Origin of the sequence: Microbacterium sp., from assembly GCF_044340635.1 — a bacterium.
Lineage (GTDB): Bacteria > Actinomycetota > Actinomycetes > Actinomycetales > Microbacteriaceae > Microbacterium.
This window is the reverse complement of sequence record NZ_JBIITF010000001.1, coordinates 90,113-111,358: the sequence shown is the minus strand read 5'-3', so window position 1 is coordinate 111,358 and position 21,246 is coordinate 90,113. Positions and strand designations below refer to the sequence as shown.

Sequence of the window (21,246 nt, the reverse complement as noted above, 5' to 3'; positions counted from 1 at the left end):
GATATCGTCAACATCGGAGGCATAAATGGCGAACTCGCGGCGACCGTCGATGGCCGATGTGGCGGCTCTCGCCGGTGTTTCGGCTCAAACGGTGTCGCGGGTCGTGAACGCGAGCCCACGCGTCGACCCCGAGACGCGGCACCGGGTCGAGGCCGCGCTGGCGCGATCCGGGTATCGCGTGCACCGCGCCGCGCGCGCCTTGCGAACAGGGCGGACCGGCATCATCGGCGCCGTGGTCTCCACGCTGGCCACGGTCGGCAACTCGCTCATGCTGCAGTCGGTCGTCGACGAAGCATCCGTCCGCGGATACTCGGTCGTCATCGCCCGGATCGGTACGGACGGACCCGCCGAGGCTTTCGAACGTCTGCGCGAACAGGGGGTCGACGGTGCGATCGTGGTGAACGAGGCATCCGCCCTGCTTCGGGACGTGGCGTTGCCCGACGAGTTGCGCCTCGTCGTCGTCGATTCGCCGCCCGACCCGCGCTACGCCGGAATCGAGACGGCGCACGCCGACGGTTCCGCCGCGGCGACACGTCACCTCCTCGAACTCGGCCACCGCACGATTGCGCACATCGCCGGGCCCGACTCTTCGTATGCCGCCGCCGAGCGCGAGCGTGGCTGGCGCGAAACGCTCACGGCCGCGGGGTGCGCCCCCGGGCCCGTGGTGCGAGGGCAGTGGACCTCGGCATCGGGATTCGAGGCGGGGGGATCGCTCATGGATGTCGGCACGGCGACCGCTGTCGTCGTCGCCAACGATCAGATGGCGCTGGGGGTGCTGCGCGCGGCGACCGAACGCGGCATCCGGGTGCCCGAGCGGCTCAGCGTGGTCGGGTTCGATGACGTCGACGACGCCGCGAACTACAGCCCCGCGCTCACGACCGTCCACCAGCCCTTCGATGAGCTCGGACGCCGTGCCGTGGCTGCCGTCCTGGGCGATGCCGAGCCGGGCTCGCGCGAGGTCGTGGCCGCGCCCCTCGTCGTGCGCGCCAGTACGGGAGCGATCAGCGCACGCGCGTGAGTTCCAACAGCGTCGCAAGTGACCGCCGCGAGAGAATGGGCAGATGCCCCGGATCGTGATGGCGCCCGACAGCTTCAAGGGCACGCTGACCGCGACGGATGCTGCGAACGCCCTGGCCGACGGTTGGGGCTCGGTACGCCCGGGCGACGAGATCGTGTTGGCGCCGATGGCCGACGGTGGCGAGGGGACGCTCGACGCCCTGGCGGCGGCCGTCGCCCGCGCGGTGCGTGTGCCCGTCACGGTGCCGGGCCACGATGGAACTCCTATCGAGGCCATGTGGCTGCGTCTGCCCGCACCGGACGGTGCGGGAGACGGTGCTGAGGGCGGGGTCGGTGTCGTCGAGCTCGCGCAGACCTCGGGCATCGAGCTGCTCGGCGGCCGGCTCCTTCCGTGGACGGCGTCCACGCGCGGGTTCGGCGTCGCGATAGCGGACGCGCTCGCGGCCGGAGTCTCTCGCCTCGTGCTCGCTATCGGCTCGAGCGCTTCGACGGACGGTGGGGTCGGTGTGCTGCAGGCCCTGGGAGCCCGCTTCACGGACTCTGGGGGTGCCTTGATCGGCGACGGCGTCGCGGGGTTGGAGCAGCTCGTCGCGGTCGACCTCGAGGGACTCGCCGCCCTTCCGCCGGGCGGCGCCCGGGTGCTCACCGACGTGACGAACCCGCTTCTCGGTCCCCAGGGGGCGGCGTCGGTGTTCGGGCCGCAGAAGGGCTTGGATGCTCAGGGCGTCGCCCGCGCCGACGTGGCGCTCGCGCGGTTGGCGAGCCTGGTGCCGAGCTTCGACCCCGCAACCCCGGGTGCGGGTGCCGCCGGCGGTACGGGTTGGGCGTTGGGTGCGTGGGGCGCTGAGCTGGTCGCCGGGGCGCCCGAGATCGCGGCGCTCACGGGCTTGGCCGACCGGGTCGCGTCCGCTCAGCTCGTGATCACGGGCGAAGGGTCGTACGACCCGCAGTCCGCGGCGGGCAAGGTCCCGGCTTACGTAGCCTCACTCGCGCACGGCCGCACGGCCCTTGTCGCGGGCCGTATCGACCCGGACGCGGACACTTCGCCGTTCGCGACATCCGTCTCTCTCGCCGACCTGGCGGGTTCTCTCGAAAGCGCGATCAAGGATCCTGCCGTCTGGCTCCGCGCCTCGGGGGCCCACCTCGCGCGGGAACTCGGCCCCCCGCTCGCGGGCGACACCTGACTCAGTACGTCGAGCTCGAGCGCTGGACGTCAGTCGCCGAGGGCTGCCGCGACGACCGCGCGGGCCTCTTCCTGCACCTCGGCGAGGTGTTCGGGCCCACGGAGCGACTCGGCGTAGAGCTTGTAGACGTCTTCCGTGCCGGACGGGCGTGCGGCGAACCACGCGTGCTCCGTCTGCACCTTCAGCCCGCCGATCGCCGCACCGTTGCCGGGAGCGTGCGAGAGCTTCGCCGTGATCGGCTCTCCCGCGAGTTCTGTTGCCGTGACGGCGTCGGGGGACAGCTTCGCGAGCGTCGCCTTCTGCGCGGGCGTCGCGGGCGCGTCCACCCGCTGGTAGGCGGATGCGCCGAATTCGGCTTCGAGTTCGGCATACCGCGCCGACGGGGTCTTGCCGGTGACGGCGAGGATCTCGGCGGCGAGCAGGGCGAGCAGGATCCCGTCCTTGTCGGTCGTCCACACCGAGCCATCCGTCCGCAGGAACGAGGCGCCGGCGGACTCTTCGCCCCCGAAGGCGACCGAGCCGTCGAGCAGCCCGGGCACGAACCACTTGAAGCCGACCGGCACTTCGAGCAGGCGACGACCGAGTGATTCGGTGACCCGGTCGATGATCATCGACGACACGAGGGTCTTGCCGACGGCCGCGCCGGCCGACCAGCCGGGTCGGTGCGAGAAGAGGTAGTCGATCGCGACGGCGAGGTAGTGGTTGGGATTCATCAGGCCGGCGTCGGGCGTGACGATTCCGTGGCGGTCGGCATCCGCATCGTTGCCGGTCAGGATGTCGTACTCGTGGCGGCGGGCGACGAGCGATGCCATCGCGTTCGGTGAGGAGGGATCCATGCGGATCTTCTCATCCCAGTCGAGCGTCATGAATTTCCACGTCGGGTCGACGTCGGGGTTCACGACCGTGAGGTCGATCCCGTAGACCTCGGCGATCAGAGCCCAATACTCCACCGACGCCCCGCCGAGGGGGTCGGCGCCGATGCGGACGCCTGCGTTCTTGATCGCATCGATGTCGATGATGTTCGCGAGGTCCCGTACGTAGGCGTCGCGGAAGTCGTACCGTCCGAGCCCGTCGATGTCGATGTCGGCGTGGCGGACGCGCGCGACCCCTTCGAGGCCGGCCGTGATCAGCGCGTTGGCGCGGTCCGCGATCCAGGACGTCGCGTCGGTGTCTGCCGGACCGCCGTGCGGCGGGTTGTACTTGAAGCCGCCGTCGCGCGGCGGGTTGTGGCTCGGCGTGACGACGATGCCGTCCGACCGACCCGCGTCATCCGCCGCAAGCGCGCGGTTGTATGCGAGGATCGCGTGGCTGAGGGCCGGCGTCGGCACCCACGATTCGCGCGCATCGACCCGCACGTCGACACCGTTCGCGACGAGAACCTCGATCGCCGTCCGCTCGGCGGGCAGCGACAGCCCGTGCGTGTCGCGTCCGAGGAACAGGGGGCCCGAGATGCCCTGCGACGTTCGGTAGTCGACGATCGCCTGGGTCGTGGCAAGGATGTGGTCCTCGTTGAAGCTCGTCGACAACGACGAGCCGCGGTGGCCGCTCGTGCCGAAGGCGACGCGTTGCTCCGGAACGGAGACATCCGGCTTCAGGTCGTAGTAGGCGGCGATCAACGCGTCGACGTCGATCAGATCGGATGCTTCGGCTGGCTGTCCTGCGCGGCTCATCGTCCTAGTCTGCCTCGCCCGAGTGGCCGACGGCACCCTCACGCGGATGTCGATATGGTTCGAGAACCGACGGTGCGACGAAAGTGGAGCTGATGGCGGACCAGACGCGGGTCGCGATCGTCGACGACCACGAGCTCGTGGCGATGGCGGTGCGCGAAATCATCGACGACACCCCGGGGCTGGTGTTCGCCCGGCACGAGATGTCCATGGCCGCGCTGGTCCGGCGCGGGCGAGACGCAGACCTCGTCGTGCTGGACCTGAGCCTCGGCGATGACACCACGCCCGGCGAGAACGTGGAGGCGGCGGCGAAGTGGGGAGCGTCGGTCCTGATCCTGACGGCCGCCGAGAATCCCTACCTCGTCCGTGAGGCGTCTCGCACCGAAGCCCTCGGAATCGTTCGCAAGTCCGCTCCGCCTCGCGTGATCGCCGACGCGCTGCTCGCCGCGGCGCGGGGCGAGTACGTGCCCACGACGGAATGGGCATCCGCGCTCGACACAGATCCGCTGCTGCACGCCGCCCCGCTCACCGCGCGCGAGCGCGAAGTGCTCGGATTGTACGCGGTGGGGATGGGTGCGAAAGAAGTCGGAGCCGCGCTGTTCGTGAGCGAGAACACCGTGAACGACCACCTGCGTCGCATACGTACGATCTACCACCAGCTCGGTCGCCCCGCAGCGACGAAGGTCGAGCTCTACCAGCGCAGCCTCGAAGACGGGTTCCTGCCGGCTCCGCGCAGTGGTTGATTCGCCCCCCGGGGTGCGGGATGGCGCCGCATCGCATGCCGCCGAAGTGTCGACGCTTCGCCTCCTGCTGATCGGCGTGGCCGTCTCGGTCGTGGTGTCGGTCATCGTCACGCTGGCCGTCGCGGATACGCGCGGCCGAGTCCCGGTGCCCGGGTGGTTCAGCATCCTGCTCGCATCCGCTTTCGCCGCGCTCGTGGTGGTGGGCGCCGCCGCACCCTGGCTCAGGGCTCGGGCGCTCAGGTGCGGTGCAGCGGTCGGGGTCGCCCTGTTCTTCGCGGCGCTGGTGCTGTTCGCGCCCGCGAGCGGTGCACTCGGCGGAACCGGATCGAACGGCACCCTACCCTGGGCGTTGACCGCGTTCGGCGGCATCGTCGTGGCGGCGGTCGTCACCGGCGGGGCTCGGCTCGGATGGTCGTTGATCGTGGCGTGGATCGTCATCGTGGCGTGGTTTCGGCTGCTTCTTGGTGGATACTCGCTCATCGGCCTCGCTAACGACGCGCAGGCGCTGACAACCGCCGCGACCCTGTGTGTGATCGCTGTTCACGCCGTGAGAGCGAGCCGCGAACTGGACGCGGCGGCATCCCGCGCCGAAACCATCGGTGCCGAGCAGGGCGCGGCCCACGGTCGGCTGGCGGCGCGCGCGCGGGTCGCCGCTTTCGTCCACGATGAGGTGCTCGCGGCTCTGCGCGGCGCGGCGGGTGGCGCGCCCGAACAGGCGGACGCCGTACGGGCCCAGGCCCGGCGAGCCACCGCCGTGGTCGGTGCGGACCGAGGGGCGAGCGACTGGGTGGAGAAGCTTCGTGCGATGGCGGATGCCGCGGGTGCCGAGCTGCGGATCGACCGCGCTCCGCGTGCTGTTGTACCGAGCGCTCTGGCCGTCGAGGCTCTTCTGATCGCGGCTCGTCAGGCGCTCGACAACAGTGTCAGGCACGCCGGCCCGTGTGATCGTCGGATTCTACTCGAGATGGATGAATCCGGGGTGTCGTTCGTCGTCGTGGATGACGGTGTCGGATTCTCGCCGGAGTCTGTCCCTCCGGGACGCCTGGGTATCGCTGCCAGTATCGAGGGCGCGATGCGCGACGTGGCAGGCGGAACTGCCCGGGTGACGGCGAGTCCCGGTCGGGGCGTGAGGGTCGAGCTTCGCTGGGACGACACCCCGCAGATCGAGGGAGATTTCGTGGAACGCCCCCCGCTGCCGCCCCGTCGCGGAGCCCGCGCGGACGTGGTCGTCGCCGGGACCCTTTTTGTCGTCGCCCAGTCGCTCGTCGCGGGGGTGGCGTCGGCTGCGGGCCCGGGTAGCGGCGCGGTGCCGTTGCTCGTTCTCGGGGGCATCCTCGTTTCTGCCGCCTTGACCATTCCCGCACTGCCCATTCGGGGACCGCTCTCCCTTCGACAGCGGGGAGCGCTCGCCGTACTGCTGGTCTGCATCGCCGTTCTCGGCGGCCTGTGGGGCACGCCGGCGCCACTGACATACGGCAGCGCGTGGTTCGTGCCCGCCGCCGGGTTCGTGCTCGTTGCGGTGGCGCTCAACGCGCGTCCCGTATTGGCGATCTCCGGGCTCGCCCTGCTGCTGGTCATGCTCGTCGTGGATGCCGTCGTGCGCGGGGGTGACCCCGTGCAGCTCGTCAGCATCGTTGTGCGAACGGCGACGATCGTGGGCCTCGGAACGCTGCTCTCGGTCGCGATCGTGCGCATGCGCCGGTCGACACGCGACTATGCCCGGCGCGCGGTGCGGATCGTGGAACAGCGGGAATGGGATGCGGCTGCTCGCCGGGAACTGGAAGATCACACGGCGGCGCTGGACGAACTCGCCGGACCCTTCCTCCTGCGGGTCGCCGCGGGAGAACAGCTCCATGCGGACGATCGAGCTCACGCGCGCGCCATCGAGGGGCGTCTGCGGGACGGGTATCGCGCGGGCCGACTGTTGCACGAGCCGCTCATCGAGGCGGCGATGCGGGCCCGCACGCGCGGCGTCGACGTCGTGTTGCTCGACGACTCGGGTGAGGGAGGAGTCGAGCCCGCTCTCACCACGGAGATCGCCGCCTGGATGACGGAGCGGCTGGACGCGGCTGACGAGCGCTTCGTGGGTCGACTGCTCCCACCGGGGCGCCCGTTCGCTGCTCAGGTCGTCGTCGACGGTCGGGCGCTGACGTTCGCGAGGTAGGTGAGCAAACTCTCATCTTTTCGGCGTAATTCGCGCGGGATTTCGGGGATTTCCGGGGTTCGGATGTCGGTGGTCGTCCGTAGACTTTCGAACATGCATTCGAACAGTCTCGGACTCGATGACCAGGCGGGTGACCTTGCGGACCGTTTCGCCGAGGCGTCGCGGGTGCTCGCGCAGGCTCAGGCCGCGCAGGCGCGCTTGTTGGCGGAGGCAGCAGGCCTCGGGACGCGTCGAGTCGCAGAGCTCGCCTCGCCCTCCTCGCGTGAGGCCGAGTTGCCATTCCGTTCTTTAGCGGCGGAGTTGGGCGCTGCGGCGAGCATGTCGGACCGAACGGTACAGCGCCGGATGAATGATGCGGCGGTGTTGGCGGAGTCGTTGCCGGCGACGTTCGACGCTTGGGACGAGGGTCGTATTGGCGCGGGGCATGTAGCGGTGATCATGGAACACGCACTGCCGTTGACGGATCCGGATGCGCGCGCGACGTTCGAGGCCGAAGCGCTGATCCGGGCCGAGGGCACCACACCGGGGAGGCTCGGGGCGTCGTTGGCGCGGCTCGCGGAGTCCCTGCAACCGCGCCCGTTGACGGAGCGTCACAGGGAGGCACGGGCGTCGCGGGGCGCGTGCGTGCGGGACATCGGCGACGGCATGGCCGAGTTCATCTCAACCCAACCCGCGGTGCTGGCCCACGCCATGCACGACCGTCTCACGCAGCAAGCCCAGGCGCTGAAGAAGGCCGCTCCGGACGACGCGCGAACGTTGGATCAGATCCGCGCGGACTTGGTGGCGGACATGTTGCTCACCTCGGCGCCTTCCGTGGAAACCGGTGCGGGGATGACGGGCGGGGCCGGCGCTCTGGGGGCGATCCGCGGGATCGTGAACGTCACCGTCCCCGCTCTCGCGTTGGCAGGCGTGACCGATGAACCCGCAGAGCTGGTTGGTCGCTGCCCGATCGACCCCGCCACCGCCCGCCAGCTCGCCGGACACGCGACCGGGTGGGATCGGGTCTTGGCTGACCCGATCACCGGGTGTGTTCTCGCGGTTGATCGGTACACCCCGTCGGCGGATATGAAGAGGTTCCTCCGCGCGAGGGATCAGCACTGCCGATTCCCCGGATGCAGGCAACCCGCACACCGGTGCGACCGCGATCACACCCTCGACTACGCCCTCGGCGGCGAAACCAGCACCTGCAACCTCGCGTGCCTCTGCAAACGGCACCACACCCTGAAAGGCGAAACAGCCTGGACCGTCCGACAGCTCGGCGGCGGAATCCTCGAATGGACCTCACCGGGCGGTCACGTCTATATCGACAAGCCGCCCTCCACCATCCACTTCACGCCAAGCGTGGATCCGCCCCCGTTCTGAGGCATCCGCGCGCCCGAGCGTTTCGTCTCGCTGCGCTCGCTCAACGACCGCCCCGCTTCCGGTCATTGAGCGAGGCCCGCAGGGCCGAGACGAAATGACGCACCCCTGCGGTCACTGAGCCTGTCGAAGTGACCCGCTGTGCCCTGCCCGCGTGGCTCCGCGCTCCCTTCTACAGGCTCAGGGAGCGATGAACGCTCTCCGCGGTGCCCAGAACCACTGGTTTCGGTGGCTGGAAGCCGCATGTGGCGCAGGCGCACGCCCCTAGCGTGAGCAAAGTCCCCACACCCTGCAGTTTTCCTCTCCCCAAGGAACCCCATGAACAAGGTCGTCAAAGGCACCATCGCCGCCGCATCCGCTGTCGCTCTGTTCGGGGGTGGTGCTGGATCGCTCGCCTACTGGCAGGCCACCGCCAACACTGATGGGCTGCTGCTTCAGATGGGTCACGTCGAGATGTACCGCACGGGCGCGGCGGGTTACGCCTTCAATGACGAGTCGGTTTCCGCTGACACCCTGGAGGGTGGGACGTGGCTGGTGCCGGGGGACGTGGTCACCTACTCGCAGAGCTATCAGATCGACGTGCGCGGAACCGACGCTGTGCTCAGAGTGCCCGAACTCGACTTCACCGGGACCCCGGACTACGTCCTCGAGGCGATCGAAACCACACTCGAGGTGATTCCGAACGGGGCGTACTCGCAATTCTCGGCGACGAACGAAGCACGAGCCTTTAACGTCACGGGTTACGGGTCGTTCACTGTCAGGATCACGATAGAGGTGCCCGAAGAGCTTGAGGACGACGAGCCGATGGTTGACCCCATCAACCTCACTGAACTCCAACTCACGCTGACGCAGGTTGCCGAGCCGCTGCCTGACGCCGTCGGCTGACCCGGTCGGTGGTCCGCTCGCTCGGTCGCGGCCTGGCGTGGGGCGCATTCGCCCTCGTCGGGCTCGCCGCCGTGCTGGCCCTCGTCGTTCCCACGGTGATCGGCGCTGAGCGATACACGATTCTCGGCAGCTCGATGGAACCGGCGATCCCGCTCGGTTCGCTCGTCGTCGTGCAACCCCGAGAGTTCAACGACGTGCGGGTCGGCGACGTGGTCACCTACCAGCTCGAATCGGGCGAGGCGACCGTCGCGACGCACCGGGTCGTCGGGGAAGGGCTGGTAGGTGACGGCGAACGTGTCCTCGTGACCCAGGGAGACGCGAACGACACCGCCGACCTCGAACCCGTTCGCGAGCCGCAGCTCCGGGGCGTACTGGTCTACAGCATTCCGCTGCTCGGCTGGATGAATGTGCTCATCTCGGGTGAGCTGCGGATGTGGGTCGCTCCCGTCCTCAGCGGTGCGTTGCTGCTCTACGCCGTCTGGATGTTCGTCAGCGCCTGGCGCGATCGCCGATCTCGGATGGCCGAGGAGCAGGCCGAGGATATGTCCGAAGTGCCGGCCGAACGGGTCCCGCAACTGCAGGACTAGGCTGAGTGCTCGTGACAGCCGCCTCCGAAATCGCCTCCGAACCCGCTCGTCGCACGTACAGCTTTCTCGGCCCGGCCGGAACGTTCACAGAAGCAGCGCTCGCGCAGGTCCCCGAGGCGCGCGGCCACCACTGGGTTCCGGTCCACAACGTGGGCGAAGCGCTCGCCGACGTCATCGAGGGCCGCTCGGACGCCGCGATGATCGCGATCGAGAATTCGGTCGACGGCGGCGTCTCGACAACACAGGATGCCCTGGCGACCGTCCCGGGCCTGCGGATCATCGGCGAGTACCTCGTCCCCGTGAACTTCGTCCTCGTCGCCCGCCCCGGAACAAAGCTCTCCGACGTGTCGCTCGTTGCGGGGCATCCCGTCGCCTACGCGCAGTGCCTGCAGTGGTTGACGCGCGCGCTGCCGGCCCACGCGCACATCCCCGCCGCGAGCAACGTCGCCAGCGCGGTCGGCCTGCTCGACGGCACGAGCGACGCGGATGCCGCCATCGCGCCCCCGACGATCACCGAGCATCACGACCTCGAGGTGCTGGCCGAGAACATCGGCGACAATCCGAACGCCGTGACCCGCTTCGTCCTCGTCGGACGAACGGTAGCGCCCACCCCGCCGACGGGGGCCGACAAGACGTCGCTCATCGTCGAGCTCCCGAAGGATTACCCCGGTGCGCTGCTCGAGCTGCTGGAGCAGTTTGCGACCCGCGGCATCAACCTCAGCTTGCTCGCGTCACGTCCCATCGGTGACGCCCTCGGTCGCTACCGTTTCGTCATCGACGCCGACGGCCACATCCAGGACGAGCGGATGGCCGATGCGCTGCTGGGTCTTCGCCGCTTCAGCCCGAAGGTGATCTTCCTCGGTTCGTACCCGCGCGCCGACCGCGCGGTCGTGCGCTACCCCGACCGCTATTCCGACGACATCTTCGTCGAGGCGCGCGACTGGCTGCGCGGACTGCTCAGCGGCGAGCCCGACCTCTGAGCCCGACCTCTGAGCCTGGCTGCCGCAGCGTCAGGCGACCGGCGCGAGCAGGTTCGTAGCGACGAGTTCGAGGGTCTGCGCGCGACCGGCGGATGTCTCGAGCGCTTCGGAGTCGTAGGCACCCGCGACCGGTGACAGCATGACTTCGTCGACCCCGTGTCGGGCGGCGAATGCGGCGACTCCGGATGCCACGTCCGCGCCGGAGCCGATCAGCCACCGTGCCTTCGCAGCATCCATGAACGACACGGCGAGCCCGTCCGAGAGGCCGCCGGTACCGTCGCGTTGCGCGGCCTCGGCCTGCTCGACGGACTCGAGCGGCGTGAGGGGCTTGTTGGTGCGTAGTCGCGCCATCATGCGCAACTGGGGCAGTGCCCGAGCATCCGCCTCTTCCGCCGTCGGCGCGGCCACCGCATTGATCGTGAGCAGTGTCCGCGGCGCGGGGTGCGCTTCGTTCGGGACGTACTGGTCGCGGTACAGCGACAGAGCGCGCTCGAGGCCCTCGCCCGAGAAGTGGTTGGCGAAGACGTACGGCAGGCCGAGCGACGCGGCCAGCTGGGCGGAGTAGTCGCTCGAACCCAGCAACCACACCTCAGGGGAAGCGGAAGCCGCGGGGGTGGCATGCACGGTGTACTCGCCGCCGCTGGTGAAGCGCAGGGTCGCGCCCTCCGGGGAAGACAGGGCCAGGATGTCTCGGATGTGATCCGGGAATCGGTCGACGTCGCTCGTCGCGCCCGACTGGCGGAGCAGCTGCGTGATGACGGGGTCACTGCCGGGCGCGCGACCGATGCCGAGGTCGATGCGCCCGGGCGCGATGGCTTCGAGCGCCGCGAACTGCTCGGCGACGATGAGGGGTGCGTGATTCGGCAGCATGACGCCGCCTGAGCCCACCCGGATGCGCTCGGTGCGGGACGCAGCGGCCGCGATCAGCACGGGCGGGGTCGTCGACGCGACGGCGGGCATGTTGTGGTGCTCGGCGAACCAATAGCGCCGGTAGCCCAACCGGTCGGCGTGCACGGCGAGGTCGAGGGATGCCGCGACCGCCTGTGCGCTGTTCTGGCCCGCGCGAACGGGCACGAGGTCGAGAACCGACAGGGCGGGGGCTGCGTGAGAAGTCATCAGCATCCTCAACGGCGAGAGGCGTGCTCCGCATTCCCGCAGTGCGCGGGCTTGTCGAAGGGTCCGACGCGAGGCTCAGGTGCGGCGCATCCGTTCGTACGCGTCGAGCGCGGCTTTGCGGGTTTCGCCGAGGTCGACGATCGGTTCGGGTGCTCGCCCACGCCCGTACTCCGGCGCCCAGCGCCCGATGTATTCACCGTGCGGGTCGAACTTCTTCGCCTGCAGCTCGGGGTTGAAGACCCGGAAGTAGGGAGCGGCGTCCGCACCGGATCCGGCCACCCACTGCCAGTTGAAGGGGTTGCTCGCGCCATCCGCGTCGACGAGGGTGTCCCAGAACCACTCTTCGCCGTGCCGCCAGTCGATCAGCAGGTTCTTGATCATGAATGACGCGGTGACCATGCGCACCCGGTTGTGCATGATGCCGGTGTGCCAGAGCTCTTTCATGCCGGCGTCCACGAGGGCGATGCCGGTGCGTCCCTGCTGCCATGCCTGCAGCGCGCTCGGCTTCAGCTTCGGCCACGGGAAGTCGTCGAACTCGCGCCGCAGGTTGACGGTTGCCAGGTCGGGGTTGTGGAACAGGACGTGCGCGGCGAACTCGCGCCATCCGATTTCGGACAGGAATCGCTGGGCCGCAGCCGCCCGAGGACCGCCCGGCGTCTTGCCCCCCTGAACGTCCGCAAGCGTGGCATGCCACACCTCGTAGGGGCTGATCTCGCCCCAGCGCAGGCGCGGCGACAGGCCGGACGTCACCCCCGCGGCGGGTTCGTCCCGGGCCCGGTCGTAGTCGTCGAGGTCGTCGCGCAAGAACTCGTGCAACCGCGCGCGTGCGGCGGGCTCGCCCGGTTCCCACGTCTCGCGCAGGCCCCCGGCCCAGTCCGGATCGGTCGGAAGGAGCGCCCAATCGTCCAGCGCATCGCTGTCGATGTCGGCGGCGCCCGTGAGCTCGCGAGGCGCGGGAATCGGCGCGCGCGGTGCCGGAAGGTTGCGGCAGGCCCGCCAGAACGGCGTAAAGACGGAGTACGGCTGCCCGGCACCGGTGCGGACGGTCCACGGTTCGAACAGCAGTGAGGCGCCGAATGACTCGACGGTCACATCGTCGTCGCGCAGGCCGGTCTTGAGCGCGGAATCGATCTCGCGCTCGGCCCCGCCGTAGCGGCGGTTCCAGAACACGGCGCCGGCCGACGCATCCGCCACCGCTTGTCGAACCTCGCGCTCCGCCGGCCCGCGGCGCAGGACGAGCTGGACCCCCAGCTCGCGCAGACTCTCGCCGAGCGACGTGAGGCTGCCGTGCAACCACCAGCACGCAGCGCCGCCGAGGGGACGGATGCCGTCCGAGACCTCGTCGAGCACGTAGAGCGCGATGATGGGGCCGCCGCGTTCCACGGCCGCGCGCAGTGCAGGGTTGTCGGCGATCCGGAGGTCGTCGCGGAACCAGACCAGTGACGCGGAAGGCATCGTCAGAAGTCGGACGTGTCGTGGCCCTCGGGCACGACGATCGTCAGGCCGCCCTGTTCGATGGTGCAACGGATGCGTACGGCTTCGCCGAGTTCGTCTCCATCCAGCTCGATCGGCTGAGCGGGGGACGTGGCGAGCTCGATGGCCTCGTCTTGCAGGAAGCGCACCGAGCTGTTCCTGCCACGGCGCTCGAGCACCCGACGACCGGCGCGGAAGCGCCGCAGGACACTGTTGTCCCACCAGACCTTCCGCCAGACGCCCAGCCATCCGAACCATCCGGAGGGCTGGATGACGGCGACATCCAGCAAGCCATCGACGATGGATGCTTCGGGAATCAGAGCGATGCCCGCGGGAAGGGCCCCGCAATTCGCGAACAGGACGCTCTGCACCTTGGCGGCATGCAGACGGCCGTGCTCCATCTGATACATGACGCGGAAGGGCTTCGCCGTGGCGAGCGAGCGTGCGGCGCCGTCGACGTACGCGACCCAGCCGACGGTCTTCTTCAGCTGCGAGTTGGTGTTGGCGATCATCGCGGCATCGAGGCCGATGCCCGCCATCACGACGAAGGCGTGGCGCTCGCGGCTGCCGTCGGCACGGCGGATGTCGGCGAATCCGATGTCGACCGGATGCGTCGTGCCGGTGAACGTCGCCGCCACCATGGGCTCGGAGTCCCCCAGGGGCAATCCCAGGTTGCGCGCGAGCAGGTTGCCCGTGCCGCTCGGCACGATCGTGAGGGCGATGCCGGTGCCTGCCATCGCCTCGGAAACGGCACGCACGGTACCGTCGCCGCCCGCGACCATCACGGCGTCGACGCCTTCCTTGAGCGCCTGCCGGGTGACGTCGTCCCCCAGGTCGTCGACGGTCGTCTCGAAGAACAGAGGTTCGGCCCAATCGGCTTCCGCGGAAAGCCGCGTCACCTGGTCGCGGAGCCGGTCCTTGTCTACCTTGATGGGGTTGTAGACGAGTGCGGCGCGCTTTCTCGGAGTCGGGTCGGCGTCCATGGACGTCGTTTCGCCCTCGGGCGTGACCTGCCGCGCTTCTCCGGTCTCCCCGTCCGTCGTGTCTGGCTCGACGTCTTCGGGTTCGCGGATGACATCGTCCGGCTTCGCCGCTTCTTCCGGGTCGGGCTTGTCCTCCGGGCCGTCGATGGGCTCCGAGTCGTCGTCGAAGCCCTTCGGCAGTCCATCGACGTCGTCGAGGCTCTCCGCGTCGTCCGGCACCTCGGGATTCACGGGCGCATCGTCGGGTACATCGTCCCCTGTCGCGGCGTCGTCGTCGGGGGGAGGGGATGAGGCCGCAGTCATGGTTCCCACCATAGGCTCAGCGGGCGCCAGGCCGGGGATCGCGTGGTATTCGCGCAACTAGACTTGACGGATGATCGACCCCGTGCTTCTTCGCGACGCCCCCGACCTCGTCACCCGCTCCCAGGTCGCCCGCGGGCACTCGCCCGAAACCGTGGAAGCCGCGCTCGTCGCGGATCGCGAGCGCCGCGCCGCGATCACCGCGTTCGAAGAGTTGCGTGCCGCCCAGAATGCGTTCGGTAAGGACGTCGCGAAGGCGCCGAAGGACGAGAAGGCCGCGCTCGTCGCCGAGGCCAAGGGTCTGGCCGACCGCGTCAAGCAGGCGCAGGCTGCGGTCGCCGTGGCCGAAGAGGCCGCGGACGCCGCCTTCGCCAAGATCGAGAACATCATCATCGACGGTGTGCCCGCCGGCGGCGAGGCCGATTTCGTCGAGATCCGTCGCGTCGGCGAGGTGCCGACCTTCGACTTCGCACCGCGCGATCACCTCGAACTGGGTGAGTTGCTCGGTGCCATCGACATGGAGCGCGGGGCCAAGGTTTCGGGTGCACGTTTCTACTTCTTGAAGGGCATCGGCGCGCGCCTCGAGATCGCGCTCATGAACCTGGCACTTAACTCGGCCCTCGAGGCGGGGTTCATCCCGCTCATCACGCCGACGCTCGTCCGTCCCGAGATCATGCGTGGCACGGGGTTCCTCGGTGAGCACTCGGACGAGGTCTACCACCTGCCCGACGACGACCTCTACCTGACGGGGACGAGCGAGGTCGCGCTCGCCGGGTATCACAAGGACGAGATCCTCGACCTCGCCGACGGTCCCCTGCGTTACGCCGGCTGGTCGACCTGTTACCGCCGCGAAGCCGGATCGCACGGCAAGGACACCCGCGGCATCATCCGCGTGCATCAGTTCAACAAGCTCGAGATGTTCGTCTACACGACGCCCGAAGAGGCCGAGAAAGAGCATGAGCGCCTGCTCGGCTGGCAGGAAGAGATGCTCGGCAAGCTCGGCCTCACCTACCGCGTGATCGATGTCGCCGCGGGGGATCTCGGATCGTCGGCGGCTCGCAAGTTCGACATCGAGGCGTGGATTCCGACGCAGGATGCCTATCGGGAGCTGACCTCGACGAGTAACTGCACGACGTATCAGTCGCGTCGCCTCGACATCCGTCACCGCCCCGACGGCGGGCGCACGCAGCCGGTCGCGACGCTCAACGGCACGCTGGCGACCACACGCTGGATCGTGGCGTTGCTCGAGACGCACCAGCGCGCCGACGGTTCGGTATGGGTGCCCGAGCCGCTCCGCCCCTACCTGGGTGGGCTCGAGGTCCTGGAGCCGATCGCGTGACGGACGCCCGTATCCCCGACACGGGCGAGGTGGAGGTCGTCGAACGTGACGAGGCCGCCGAGATCATCGAGCACGTCGCACACGACTCCGTCGATCCCGAGATCACCACTCTTCCGCTGCTGATCGTGCTCGACATCGACGGCACCGTCCTTCTCGAAGACGAGACGCTGAGCCCCGGGATCGTCGAGGCCGTCGCCGACGCCCGCGCGGCGGGCAACGAGGTCATGCTCGCGACGGGACGCAGCTGGGAGGGAACCCGAGGCATCCTACGCGTGCTCGAACTCGACCCCGAGTACGTCGTGTGCTCGAACGGCGCCGTGGTCCTGCAGCGCCGTGATGCCGGACAGGTGCACTACGAGCGCGTGCACACGGAGACGTTCGATGCGACCGAGGTGCTGACGCTGCTGCGGCAACACCTGCCCGACGCGAAGTACCTGGTGGAGCTGCCCGGTGGTGAGCGGTACTACACCGACTATCTCGATGACTGGAACCTGCTCGCCGCGCACCGGGTGCCGTTCGAGGAGCTGGGCAGACACCCCGTTTCGCGTGTCGTCGTCGTATCGCCCGAGCACGCCGAGGGCGACTTCTTGCGGCTCGTCGATGAGATCGGCCTCACCCAGGTGTCGTACGCGATCGGCTGGACCGCCTGGCTCGACATCGCGCCGCAGGGAGTCGACAAGGGCACCGCCCTCGAGCTCGTGCGCGGCTGGCTCGGCATCCCGCCCGACCGGGTGCTCGTGATGGGCGACGGGCGCAACGACGTCGGCATGTTCCGTTGGGCCCTCGAAAACGGCGGTCGGGCGATCGCGATGGCTCAGGGGCCGCAAGAGGTCCTGGACGCTGCGGGCGAGATCACTCTCTCGGTGCAAGAGGGCGGCGTCTCGGACATCCTCCGCCGCCTGTAGCCGGGGTAGCGCGGAGTCGTTCGCGATCCGCCGCGCCGAGGAATCCGCTTTCAGGGCCTTGCCAGCACTTCCTGCGAAAATAAGCCCCGACTGGCGAAAATGAGCGTGACGCTCTGTCGAGTACACTCGGTGCCTGTCGACGAAGTGCTGCGGTGCTTCGCCGGGAGGGTTGTCCGAGCGGCCGATGGACCTGGTCTTGAAAACCAGTGGGCAGCAATGTCCCGTGGGTTCGAATCCCACACCCTCCGCACGAACACCCGGCGGACCCGACCGCCGAAAGGACGCGAGTGAGCGAGACGAGCCAGGCCTCGAAAAGCCAGGACGCGAAACGACGCAAGACCGTCGCGCGTCACGGCAACCTCTCGTCCCCGAGCATCGGAGGGCAGATCGCGCGCTTCGTGGCGGTTGCGCTCGCCGTCGTCCTCGTCGCAGGCCTCGGAGTCGTCGGTTACACGACCTACACGGCCGTCGCCGACTTCTCGGCGAGCGCCGTCGAACTCGAAGGGCAGGAGTCCGTTCCGCCCGACATCGGTGAGATCGAGGGCGGGGTCAACCTGTTCGTGGCGGGAACGGACGCGTGCGAGCCCGAGTACGCCGCCTATTTCGGCGAGCGGTGCACCGGGCCTGACGCAGGCGGGGAGCTCAACGATGTGAACATGCTCGTCCACATCTCCGATGAGCCTCGTCGTGTCACGGTCATCAGCTTCCCGCGCGACCTCATGATCCCGATCCCCGAGTGCACCGACCCCGACACGGGCCGGACCACCTCGGCGATGACGAAGCAGCCGCTGAACTCGACGTTCTCGTACGGTGGCTTGGCCTGTGCCGTCAAGACGATCTCCGAGCTGACGGGTCAGAACATCCCGTTCGCGGCATCCGTCACATGGGGTGGAGTGATCGAGATCACCAACGCCATCGGCGGCGTCGAGGTCTGCATCGCCAACGGCATCAAGGATTACCACACGGGCATCGACTGGGAGGCGGGAAACCGCACGCTCGTCGGGCTCGAGGCGCTGCAGTTCTTGCGCACCCGTCACGGAGTCGGTAACGGCGGTGACCTCGGTCGTATCTCCAACCAGCAGCAGTACATGTCGCGCCTCGCCCGCAAGCTGATCAGCGACGAAGTGCTGTCGAACCCGGCGACGCTCTACTCGCTGGCCGGCACCGCGCTGACGAACATCGATCCCAGCACATCGCTGACGAACCCCCTCACCCTCACGCAGATCGCTCTCGCCGTCAGGAACGTCCCCTTCGACGAGATCGTGTTCATCTCGTATCCCGTCAACGGCGATCCCGCGGATCCCGACAAGGTCGTGCCGAACTACACGGCTGCGGACGCGTTGTGGGCCGCGCTCGAGACCAACCGTCCGTTGCAGCTGACGGGCGAAACGGGTCAGGGTGACGGTGTCATCGTGCAGACGCCCGAGCCGACCGACCCCGTCGAACCGACCGAAGCCGCGACCCCGGAGGCGACCGTGGCACCCGAAGACGAAGCGATCGCCCTGCCGCCTGCGGTCACGGGACAGACGGCCGCGCAGGAGACCTGCTCGAACGGCAACGGCTGAGCGCCCATCCCTCGACCTCGCTTCGTGATGGGGCGCGCGATCGGGTTAGTATTGCGGAGTGCATTCGCGGACGTTCGCGTCGGAATGCCTGGAGACGTCGCATAGTCCGGCCTAGTGCACCACCCTGCTAAGGTGGAGTCCCCTTACGGGGACCGAGGGTTCAAATCCCTCCGTCTCCGCCACATTCTGATCATTCAGATCCCCGTGTTTACGGGATTATCGCGCGGTAGGTCAGTCGGCAGTTGAGGGTTCTGCCCACATTTTGCCCACGACCTCACTCGACCGAGCACGGTCTAGCGCCTGCGAAACAGCGTCAAGATCGTCTTCGAAGAGGTCTGCGTACACGTCGAGAGTCATGGCCGCAGACGCGTGGCCGAGCATTCGCTGGATGACTTTCACATTGGCGCCAGCCTGCACGGCGAGCGAGGCTGCCGTGTGGCGTAAATCATGCAGCGTAAGAGGTGGGACACCTGCTTCCCGGGCAGCGGTCTTGAACCACGACTTCGAACCCGAGCTTGTACGAGTGCGCTTTCGGAAGCCACCGCCGTCGGCGGGAAAAACGAGTTCGGTTGGCGTCCGCCCCCGGATGAGCCCCGCGAGTTCATCGCGGAGGAATCTAGGCAGCGGCACAGGGCGAATCTTGTGGGATTTTGGGGTGCCCTCGTGGATCACGTTAGCGACTTCGACAGCGTTGCGCTCGACCCACAGACGAGACCGACCGAGGTCGAGATTCTCGACGCGGAGTCCGACTGCTTCGGCCCAACGGATGCCGGTGTAAGCCAGGACGAGCACGAGCACACGGTGCGGTCCGCTCGCGAGGGCGAGCTGTTCGACTTGACCATGAGTGAGGTACACGTGGCGGGTGGGCATCTTGCGGGGCAGGCCGACCTTCGCTCCTCGCGCCGGGTTGACTGCGATTCGTCGATCAAGCACTGCGTCATCGAGGATGGCCGCGAGCACGCCGAAGGTGCGGATGACAACCGTCGCTCCCGCTTCCTCCTTGAGCTCGCCGACCCATTTCTTGACATCCGAGTGAAGGATGTCCGTGACCAGTGTCTTTCCCCAACGCGGCTCGACTCGTTTTCGCCAAGCCACCTCCACCGGCGCAAAAGCGGAGGGCTTGAGGGAGGTCTTCTTGGTCTCGAGCCAGGCTGGCCCCAGTGCGCGTACCGTCACGCGGGAGTGGGTGGGATCGACATAGGTCCCGGTTGCCTTGTTCACTTCGACGGTGGCGAGAAAGAGCTCGGCTGCGCGCCGGGTCCGAAATCCGCGCCGATCGGTCTGGCTGTTGTCGGGCTTGCGGTAGCGGACGCGATACCGCTTCCCCGACTTTGTCTCGTAGCTGCTGACGCTACCCATCCGCTTGTCGGCCGGCGATATAGCTCATGCCTTCGAGGCGTCCTGTCGTGCGGGCTTTGGAGATCCAGTCCGCGGCGGTGCGGTAGGGCACGTTGAGTTCGGCTTGGACGGCTTTGGTGGGGGGCTGACCCGAGAGTGCGGCGGCGCTGTAGATCAGTTCAACGAGATCCATACGCGCATCTTTGTTCGCGCGTTGCCGGGCGTGTTCTGCCATCCATTCGGGAATAAGGCGTCCCTCCGCGGTGGTGAGTTCGCTCACCGTGGTGGGATCGTTCCCGTCGTCGAGGGAGATCGCGATGCATGACGGTGTTGCTGCCTGCACGATTTCCTGGACGCGTACGCGACGGAGGGCAGCGCCATTGATCTCGCCGCCGGGCTCAGCATTGACCACGTTGACCGACGTGACGCGATAGCGCCCGAGTTCGTTGTCGTAGAGGGCCTGCACGGTCGTGTCGTACGGGACGTCGCCTTCTTCGACGGTCGCCCGGAAGGCCGGGACGATGCGCAACGCGGACCCGATCGCGAGTGTGGCGTCGCGCCAGGTGACGGGGTCGCCTTCGAGTGTTCGCACGTCGACTATCACCCCCTTAGTTTGCCTCTCCGCGTCACGAATATGCATGTATAACCGTGACGCAGTCTGTCACATCTGGTTCACTCGCGTCAAACCTTGTCGGGTATACGCAACGGAGTTGGATCATGGCAAACCCCACGAACACGATGCGAACGGGACTGGCCCACACGTTCCTCAGCCCGGATGAAGTCGCGGCGATGCTCCCGGGGGTGACCAAGGGGAAACTCGCGATGTGGCGGTACGAGGGCAAGGGCCCCCGCTACCGCAAGCTCGGGCGCACAATCGTCTACGCGCTCGACGAGTTGGAGGAGTGGATCGAGGCGTCGACCTGCGATCGCACGTCCGAGGCGGTGTGACTCGTGACGTGGATGACGAGGGCAGAGGCCGAGCATGAGTTTGAGCGCACGCAACTGGGTGTGGGAGACGGACAACCGCCCGAGGATCGCGACCGATACGCCCGCAGGCCTGGAAGATGTGCCCTGGATACCACTGACCCCGGCCGAGAAGTTGGTGCTGCTGTGCCTGGCGGGGCTGGAGAGCGCGGCGGAGGGGTACGCCTACCCGTCATACGCAACGATCGCGCGCCGCACCTGCCTGAACGTGCGCACCGTGCAGCGGGTGGTGAAGGTGCTCGGCGAGTCGGGGCTGGTCCACGTCGCACGGGATCGTCGAGTCGACGGGCGATGGCTGTCGTGCATCTACCGGTATCCTGCAGTGCCCGAGGAGTACCGGGCGAAGGTTCGGCGTGGATGCACAAACGCCGATTCGCGACCGCACCCCCGGGCGGCAACGGCGTTATCCACAGTCTCGGCCCCAGGCCTCATGGCTGACCTGGTTCGATGCGCCACGTGACATCACGCCGATACGGGCGGTCGGGGGTGTCGGTCTGGTGTCTTGTCGCTATCGGTCTCACGCCGAGAAGGGTGTCGGCGTCACGTCCCGCGCCTCAACCCGCCCGCGAAAGCGCCTGCTCATCCCCCGACAAACGCAACGCCGATCACGAGCAAGGCCCCAGTGGGAACGTCGCTCCCAACAACAGAACAGCAATG

General features: G+C 68.2%; 19 protein-coding genes and 2 tRNA genes. 15 read left to right on the top strand and 6 right to left on the bottom strand.

The window, feature by feature from the left end:
• Positions 1-25 precede the first annotated feature (25 nt).
• Positions 26-1,018 carry a LacI family DNA-binding transcriptional regulator gene (locus tag ACIQ0W_RS00520; RefSeq protein WP_396640969.1) on the top strand — a complete coding sequence of 331 codons (993 nt, stop codon included), beginning with the start codon at positions 26-28 and terminating at the stop codon, positions 1,016-1,018.
• Positions 1,019-1,061: 43 nt separating this feature from the next.
• Entirely contained in the window at positions 1,062-2,201 is a 1,140-nt protein-coding gene (locus ACIQ0W_RS00515) for a glycerate kinase (protein ID WP_396640968.1), read from the top strand.
• Between the two features lie 29 nt (positions 2,202-2,230).
• Here ACIQ0W_RS00515 and pgm read toward each other — a convergent pair whose 3' ends face one another.
• A complete protein-coding gene (pgm, locus tag ACIQ0W_RS00510; RefSeq protein ID WP_396640967.1) occupies positions 2,231-3,871 on the bottom strand; it encodes a phosphoglucomutase (alpha-D-glucose-1,6-bisphosphate-dependent) in 1,641 nt (546 codons plus the stop codon).
• Between the two features lie 92 nt (positions 3,872-3,963).
• Between pgm and ACIQ0W_RS00505 the strand changes: the two genes are divergently transcribed.
• The 6 genes from ACIQ0W_RS00505 to pheA all read left to right on the top strand — a co-directional run bounded on the left by ACIQ0W_RS00505 (position 3,964) and on the right by pheA (position 10,586).
• Positions 3,964-4,611: a response regulator transcription factor gene (locus tag ACIQ0W_RS00505; RefSeq protein WP_304690198.1), complete on the top strand. Its 648-nt coding sequence runs from the start codon at positions 3,964-3,966 to the stop codon at positions 4,609-4,611.
• A complete protein-coding gene (locus ACIQ0W_RS00500) occupies positions 4,604-6,775 on the top strand; it encodes an ATP-binding protein (RefSeq protein WP_396640966.1) in 2,172 nt (723 codons plus the stop codon). Before ACIQ0W_RS00505 ends, ACIQ0W_RS00500 begins: the two co-directional genes overlap by 8 nt.
• A gap of 93 nt (positions 6,776-6,868) precedes the next feature.
• The gene (locus ACIQ0W_RS00495; protein WP_304690201.1) at positions 6,869-8,137 is read left to right on the top strand and encodes an HNH endonuclease signature motif containing protein; all 1,269 of its coding nucleotides are present in this window, start codon (positions 6,869-6,871) and stop codon (positions 8,135-8,137) included.
• Between the two features lie 315 nt (positions 8,138-8,452).
• Positions 8,453-9,019, top strand: coding sequence for an alternate-type signal peptide domain-containing protein (locus ACIQ0W_RS00490; protein ID WP_396640965.1), 567 nt, complete (start codon positions 8,453-8,455; stop codon positions 9,017-9,019).
• A gap of 8 nt (positions 9,020-9,027) precedes the next feature.
• A complete protein-coding gene (locus ACIQ0W_RS00485) occupies positions 9,028-9,606 on the top strand; it encodes a signal peptidase I (RefSeq protein ID WP_396640964.1) in 579 nt (192 codons plus the stop codon).
• Between the two features lie 11 nt (positions 9,607-9,617).
• Entirely contained in the window at positions 9,618-10,586 is a 969-nt protein-coding gene (gene pheA, locus ACIQ0W_RS00480; protein WP_396640963.1) for a prephenate dehydratase, read from the top strand.
• A 30-nt stretch (positions 10,587-10,616) separates the two neighbouring features.
• Here pheA and ACIQ0W_RS00475 read toward each other — a convergent pair whose 3' ends face one another.
• The 3 genes from ACIQ0W_RS00475 to ACIQ0W_RS00465 all read right to left on the bottom strand — a co-directional run bounded on the left by ACIQ0W_RS00475 (position 10,617) and on the right by ACIQ0W_RS00465 (position 14,461).
• Complete coding sequence (locus ACIQ0W_RS00475; RefSeq protein ID WP_396640962.1) at positions 10,617-11,702, bottom strand: LLM class flavin-dependent oxidoreductase; 1,086 nt, start codon at positions 11,700-11,702, stop codon at positions 10,617-10,619.
• A 75-nt stretch (positions 11,703-11,777) separates the two neighbouring features.
• Positions 11,778-13,157, bottom strand: coding sequence for a cryptochrome/photolyase family protein (locus ACIQ0W_RS00470; protein WP_396640961.1), 1,380 nt, complete (start codon positions 13,155-13,157; stop codon positions 11,778-11,780).
• A gap of 2 nt (positions 13,158-13,159) precedes the next feature.
• Positions 13,160-14,461: a diacylglycerol kinase family protein gene (locus ACIQ0W_RS00465; protein ID WP_396640960.1), complete on the bottom strand. Its 1,302-nt coding sequence runs from the start codon at positions 14,459-14,461 to the stop codon at positions 13,160-13,162.
• 70 nt (positions 14,462-14,531) lie between these two features.
• Here ACIQ0W_RS00465 and serS point away from each other — a divergent pair, with 70 nt between their 5' ends.
• The 5 genes from serS (at position 14,532) to ACIQ0W_RS00440 (ending at position 18,449) form a co-directional block, all read left to right on the top strand.
• Positions 14,532-15,797 (top strand): serine--tRNA ligase, encoded by a 1,266-nt coding sequence (gene serS, locus ACIQ0W_RS00460; protein ID WP_396640959.1) that lies wholly within the window; start codon positions 14,532-14,534, stop codon positions 15,795-15,797.
• Positions 15,794-16,702 carry an HAD family hydrolase gene (locus tag ACIQ0W_RS00455; RefSeq protein WP_396640958.1) on the top strand — a complete coding sequence of 303 codons (909 nt, stop codon included), beginning with the start codon at positions 15,794-15,796 and terminating at the stop codon, positions 16,700-16,702. Before serS ends, ACIQ0W_RS00455 begins: the two co-directional genes overlap by 4 nt.
• 163 nt (positions 16,703-16,865) lie before the next feature.
• Positions 16,866-16,950 (top strand) — tRNA-Ser (locus ACIQ0W_RS00450).
• 39 nt (positions 16,951-16,989) lie between these two features.
• Positions 16,990-18,267: an LCP family protein gene (locus ACIQ0W_RS00445; RefSeq protein WP_396640957.1), complete on the top strand. Its 1,278-nt coding sequence runs from the start codon at positions 16,990-16,992 to the stop codon at positions 18,265-18,267.
• A 90-nt stretch (positions 18,268-18,357) separates the two neighbouring features.
• A tRNA-Ser gene (locus tag ACIQ0W_RS00440) sits at positions 18,358-18,449 on the top strand.
• Positions 18,450-18,498: 49 nt separating this feature from the next.
• Here ACIQ0W_RS00440 and ACIQ0W_RS00435 read toward each other — a convergent pair.
• Positions 18,499-19,626, bottom strand: a complete 1,128-nt coding sequence (locus tag ACIQ0W_RS00435) for a tyrosine-type recombinase/integrase (protein ID WP_396640956.1) — start codon at positions 19,624-19,626, stop codon at positions 18,499-18,501.
• Positions 19,619-20,197, bottom strand: a complete 579-nt coding sequence (locus ACIQ0W_RS00430) for a hypothetical protein (RefSeq protein WP_396640955.1) — start codon at positions 20,195-20,197, stop codon at positions 19,619-19,621. The genes ACIQ0W_RS00435 and ACIQ0W_RS00430 overlap by 8 nt, the downstream gene beginning before the upstream one ends.
• 125 nt (positions 20,198-20,322) lie before the next feature.
• Here ACIQ0W_RS00430 and ACIQ0W_RS00425 point away from each other — a divergent pair, with 125 nt between their 5' ends.
• Positions 20,323-20,553 carry a helix-turn-helix transcriptional regulator gene (locus tag ACIQ0W_RS00425; protein ID WP_396640954.1) on the top strand — a complete coding sequence of 77 codons (231 nt, stop codon included), beginning with the start codon at positions 20,323-20,325 and terminating at the stop codon, positions 20,551-20,553.
• 34 nt (positions 20,554-20,587) lie between these two features.
• Positions 20,588-21,049, top strand: a complete 462-nt coding sequence (locus tag ACIQ0W_RS00420; RefSeq protein WP_396640953.1) for a helix-turn-helix domain-containing protein — start codon at positions 20,588-20,590, stop codon at positions 21,047-21,049.
• The last annotated feature ends 197 nt before the right edge of the window (positions 21,050-21,246 follow it).

Coding starts and splice junctions, on each gene's coding strand:
- ACIQ0W_RS00520 (WP_396640969.1), top strand. CDS start 26: ATGGCGAACTCGCGGCGACCGTCGATGGCCGATGTGGCGGCTCTCGCC.
- ACIQ0W_RS00515 (WP_396640968.1), top strand. CDS start 1,062: ATGCCCCGGATCGTGATGGCGCCCGACAGCTTCAAGGGCACGCTGACC.
- pgm (WP_396640967.1), bottom strand. CDS start 3,871: ATGAGCCGCGCAGGACAGCCAGCCGAAGCATCCGATCTGATCGACGTC.
- ACIQ0W_RS00505 (WP_304690198.1), top strand. CDS start 3,964: ATGGCGGACCAGACGCGGGTCGCGATCGTCGACGACCACGAGCTCGTG.
- ACIQ0W_RS00495 (WP_304690201.1), top strand. CDS start 6,869: ATGCATTCGAACAGTCTCGGACTCGATGACCAGGCGGGTGACCTTGCG.
- ACIQ0W_RS00490 (WP_396640965.1), top strand. CDS start 8,453: ATGAACAAGGTCGTCAAAGGCACCATCGCCGCCGCATCCGCTGTCGCT.
- ACIQ0W_RS00475 (WP_396640962.1), bottom strand. CDS start 11,702: ATGACTTCTCACGCAGCCCCCGCCCTGTCGGTTCTCGACCTCGTGCCC.
- ACIQ0W_RS00470 (WP_396640961.1), bottom strand. CDS start 13,157: ATGCCTTCCGCGTCACTGGTCTGGTTCCGCGACGACCTCCGGATCGCC.
- ACIQ0W_RS00465 (WP_396640960.1), bottom strand. CDS start 14,461: ATGACTGCGGCCTCATCCCCTCCCCCCGACGACGACGCCGCGACAGGG.
- serS (WP_396640959.1), top strand. CDS start 14,532: ATGATCGACCCCGTGCTTCTTCGCGACGCCCCCGACCTCGTCACCCGC.
- ACIQ0W_RS00435 (WP_396640956.1), bottom strand. CDS start 19,626: ATGGGTAGCGTCAGCAGCTACGAGACAAAGTCGGGGAAGCGGTATCGC.
- ACIQ0W_RS00425 (WP_396640954.1), top strand. CDS start 20,323: ATGGCAAACCCCACGAACACGATGCGAACGGGACTGGCCCACACGTTC.
- ACIQ0W_RS00420 (WP_396640953.1), top strand. CDS start 20,588: ATGAGTTTGAGCGCACGCAACTGGGTGTGGGAGACGGACAACCGCCCG.